This window comes from Candidatus Sulfotelmatobacter sp. (genome assembly GCA_035498555.1).
Classification (GTDB): Bacteria; Eisenbacteria; RBG-16-71-46; order RBG-16-71-46; family RBG-16-71-46; genus DATKAB01.
Genome location: DATKAB010000217.1, coordinates 1 through 3,297, shown reverse-complemented (window position 1 = coordinate 3,297; position 3,297 = coordinate 1). Strand labels below are relative to the sequence as shown.

3 protein-coding genes are annotated in these 3,297 nt (G+C 70.1%); 1 reads left to right on the top strand and 2 read right to left on the bottom strand.

What is annotated here, in order from left to right; translation table 11 throughout:
• Positions 1 to 160 precede the first annotated feature (160 nt).
• Positions 161 to 1,396, top strand: coding sequence for an aspartyl protease family protein (locus tag VMJ70_16240; GenBank protein HTO92682.1), 1,236 nt, complete (start codon positions 161 to 163; stop codon positions 1,394 to 1,396).
• A 52-nt stretch (positions 1,397 to 1,448) separates the two neighbouring features.
• Here VMJ70_16240 and VMJ70_16235 read toward each other — a convergent pair whose 3' ends face one another.
• Positions 1,449 to 2,369 carry an N-acyl homoserine lactonase family protein gene (locus VMJ70_16235; GenBank protein HTO92681.1) on the bottom strand — a complete coding sequence of 307 codons (921 nt, stop codon included), beginning with the start codon at positions 2,367 to 2,369 and terminating at the stop codon, positions 1,449 to 1,451.
• 93 nt (positions 2,370 to 2,462) lie between these two features.
• The coding region (locus tag VMJ70_16230) for a hypothetical protein (protein HTO92680.1) at positions 2,463 to 3,297 on the bottom strand (835 nt) is incomplete at its 5' end.

Here is a 3,297-nt window from a genome sequence, read left to right as displayed (position 1 = left end):
AACGCGCTCACCCCCCGGGGGCCAGACTCCAGGCGCGCTCGTCCCCCTGAGAGCGGCGCTGGTGGGGCGGAGATTGCCTCGCTTGCGCGGGGACTGACACAGTCTCGCCATGGTCGCTCGCCATGCTGCCGCGCCGATCGCTGCCGCCGGGAGTTCTTGGATGGCCCTGGCGACTGCATTCCACGTGCTGGTCGCGACGTTGGTCGCGCCGAGCGCTGCGCGCGCTGCGAAGTCCACCCCGGCCCCGCCCGCCGCGCCCCCGGCGCCCGTCCCCCACGAGGTCCCGTTCGAGATCGGCAGCAACAAGCCCTGGGTGCAGGTGAAGCTCAATGGCTCGGCGCCGCAGTGGTTCATTCTCGACTCGGGTGCGTCGGGCGGCACCGTGATCGCGCGGGAATGCGCGGAGCGTCTGGGCGTGACGCACGGTGGCGAGAAATCGGCGCAGATCGGCGCGGGCGCCGGCGTGAGCGTCGGCCTATCGCGCGCCCCGGACGTCACGGTGGCAGTCGGTGACGACACGCTCGGATCGCCGGGCTTCATGGTGTTCCCGCTGGCGCATGTCTCGCCCTTCGAAGGCCGCCGGCTAGACGGGCTGCTGGGCCGCGATTTCCTCGAGCGCCACGTCGTCGAGATCGACTATGCCAGGCGCCGCCTGCGCGTGCTCGATCCAGCGAGTTTCGCGCCGCCCTCCGCTGGCGTCGTCGTGCCGGTCGAGCTCGAGACCGGCCTCGCGGTCGCTCAGGCCGCGATCACGCCTGCCGGCGCGAAACCCATCCCCTGCCGGCTGGTCATCGACACCGGAGTGCGCACCACGATCGTGCTCTACCACCGGTTCGTGATCAGGCACCAGCTGCTCGACGAGAGTGGTGCCGCGATCAACGCCACGATCGGCGGCGGCGCCGGCGGCGAAACGCGCGGCGATCTCACGCGGCTCGATCGGCTGCAGGTCGGCGGGCTCGACTACGCGCAAGTCACCGCGATCTATTCACGCGACACCGTGGGCGTGTTCGCGGGCGACGACGCCGACGGCATCGTCGGCGGCGAGATCCTGCGGCGGAGTCGCGTCACCTTCGACTACCCCCATCATCGTCTGATCTTCGAGCCGCATCCGGGCCCCCCCGCGCCCTTCGACTACGATATGAGCGGGCTCTTCCTGGTGACTCCGGGCCCCGAGTTCCAGCGCGTCACGGTGTTCTCGGTGGCCGGCCGCACGCCCGCCGCCGACGCCGGGCTCCAGAAGGGCGACGAGATCCTCGAGATCAATGGCGAGCGAGCGGCGACGATCGGGCTCGAAGGCGTCCGCGGCATGCTGAGGAAGCCGGCGCGCTACCATCTGAAAGTGGCGCGCGGCACGGCACGGCTCGAGATGGATCTGGCGACGCGAAGACTGGTCTAGTTTCGCTTGCGCGCCGGCGGAACGACCGCCGGAGCAGCCGGCGGAACGACCGCTACTCGATCTTCACGGCGCCGGGGCCGGCGCTCTTGAAGCGTTCGAATACCGCGGGATCGTGGCCCGGGACGATCAACCGCGGAGCCGCAGCCAGCTTCTTCATCCGGTCCTGGGCGGCGAGATTGGACTTGGCGTCGAGGGTCTGCGCGATCGCTGCGTGCTTGTCGAGATTCTCGTACAGATACAGGTTGTCCGAGGCCAGCACCACGATGCCCTTCGCGGTGCGTACTCCGAGATACTGCGACGCGTAGGTGTGCTTGCCGCCGGTATAGGCGGTGATGCCGGGCAGGAATTGCTGGGCGTCGCCCTCCACCAGCTTCACGCGGCCTTCCCTGTTGAGGCTAGCCATCATTTGCGAGTCGAGGGTGTCGATCGCGGAGTGGAGCGGCATCCCATCAGCGCCCACGTAATATTCATATTCGGCGCGCTGGATCCAGATCCTCGCGTTTGGGAAGAGATCGGCTCCGTCGAGATGGTCCCAGTGCGAGTGGGAGATCACGACGTCGGTGATCGAATCGGGCGAGACGCCGAAGCGCTGCACCGCGTCGGAGGGCTTCACGAACTCTGCCGGCTTCCAGTCGTCGAGAAATTTCTGCCGGTAGAAGCCCGCGTCGAACAGCACACATCTTCCCGTGGGCCCGCGCAGCAGCCAAAACATCATCGCGATGTCGGTGGTGCGGGCGGTGTCGGCGCCCGCCACCAGATCGCGCACCGGGAACGCGCGCACGGTGGCGTAGCGAATCGCGTAGATGTCCCAGCCGGCCGATTTGGGCGCTGCGGTCGCCCCGATCATGAGGAGCGAGGCGCACGCCAGCACCAAAGGAAAGGCCGCCAGCTGAACGGCGCGACGCCTGGAGCCGATCGGGGATTGCGGGCGCGGCACGATCACCGCGAGAGGATCGCACCGACTCCTTCCCATCTGCAACCCCGGCTCGAACTCACGCGTCTCCCCAAGCGATGCGCGCCCTCGCGTTCCCGGCCCTCGAAGCCGCCCTTGCTCCGAGCGCCGCGACTACTGCCTGACGCGCCGGCTCGGCAGCTTGACCACCGTCACGTGCGAAAGCGTGTGGCTCCGCATCAGCATCGCCGCGGCTGATTGCGCGCGCGAGTACGAGCTGAAGATGCCGAGCAGCACGCGGTACTGATCGGGATGGTCATCACCGGCGGGCGCCACCCAGCCCTCGATCCCGGTCAGCGATTGAGTGCGCGAGCGTTCGTCGAGCGCGGCGGTGTAGCCGAGCAGCGCGTTGGTGTCGAGCGTGTACGGGCCCTTCGGGATCGGCCCGGCCGCGGGCGACGGCTCCCGGGGCTCGGTGGCGCGCGTCGCGCCGGCACCACGCGTCGCGCCCCCGGATGGTGCGCGCGCAGATGATTCCTGGTCGCCGGTGGGCGACACGCTCGCGGTGGCGGCCGCCGGCGGCGCTCCGTGGGTCCGCGCGATCCCAATGACGCGCACGATCAGGCCGATCGCGACGAACACCACGATCGTCGCGGCCGCGGCAGCGATCGGCACGCGGAGACTGCGCCTGCGCCGCGCCGAGCGCGGCGCGGCACCCGCCGCCTGAGCTGGTTTGGGCGACGCCTCGCCCGCCTCGGCCGCGGGGGTCTCGATCGGCGCCGCGAATTCGCGTGAGCGAGTTTCGCGCGGGGCCCCATGCGAAGCGAGCTGAAGCGGGCCCTTGTCGCCGACGAAGCGCGCCACCCACTCGCTCGGCGTGTAGTTGGCGGGCGGCGCGGGCGTGGGTTTCGAGAACTCCTCATCGCCGGGAACGCTGTCGCGCACCCGCGAGGGATCACCGGGCGGAGGCACGGTGGCCGCAGGAGCCGGCCTGGCGACCGGGGGATCC

Excerpts from the sequence above, each read along its gene's own strand:
- VMJ70_16235 (HTO92681.1), bottom strand. The coding sequence starts at position 2,369 with ATGGGAAGGAGTCGGTGCGATCCTCTCGCGGTGATCGTGCCGCGCCCG.
- VMJ70_16240 (HTO92682.1), top strand. The coding sequence starts at position 161 with ATGGCCCTGGCGACTGCATTCCACGTGCTGGTCGCGACGTTGGTCGCG.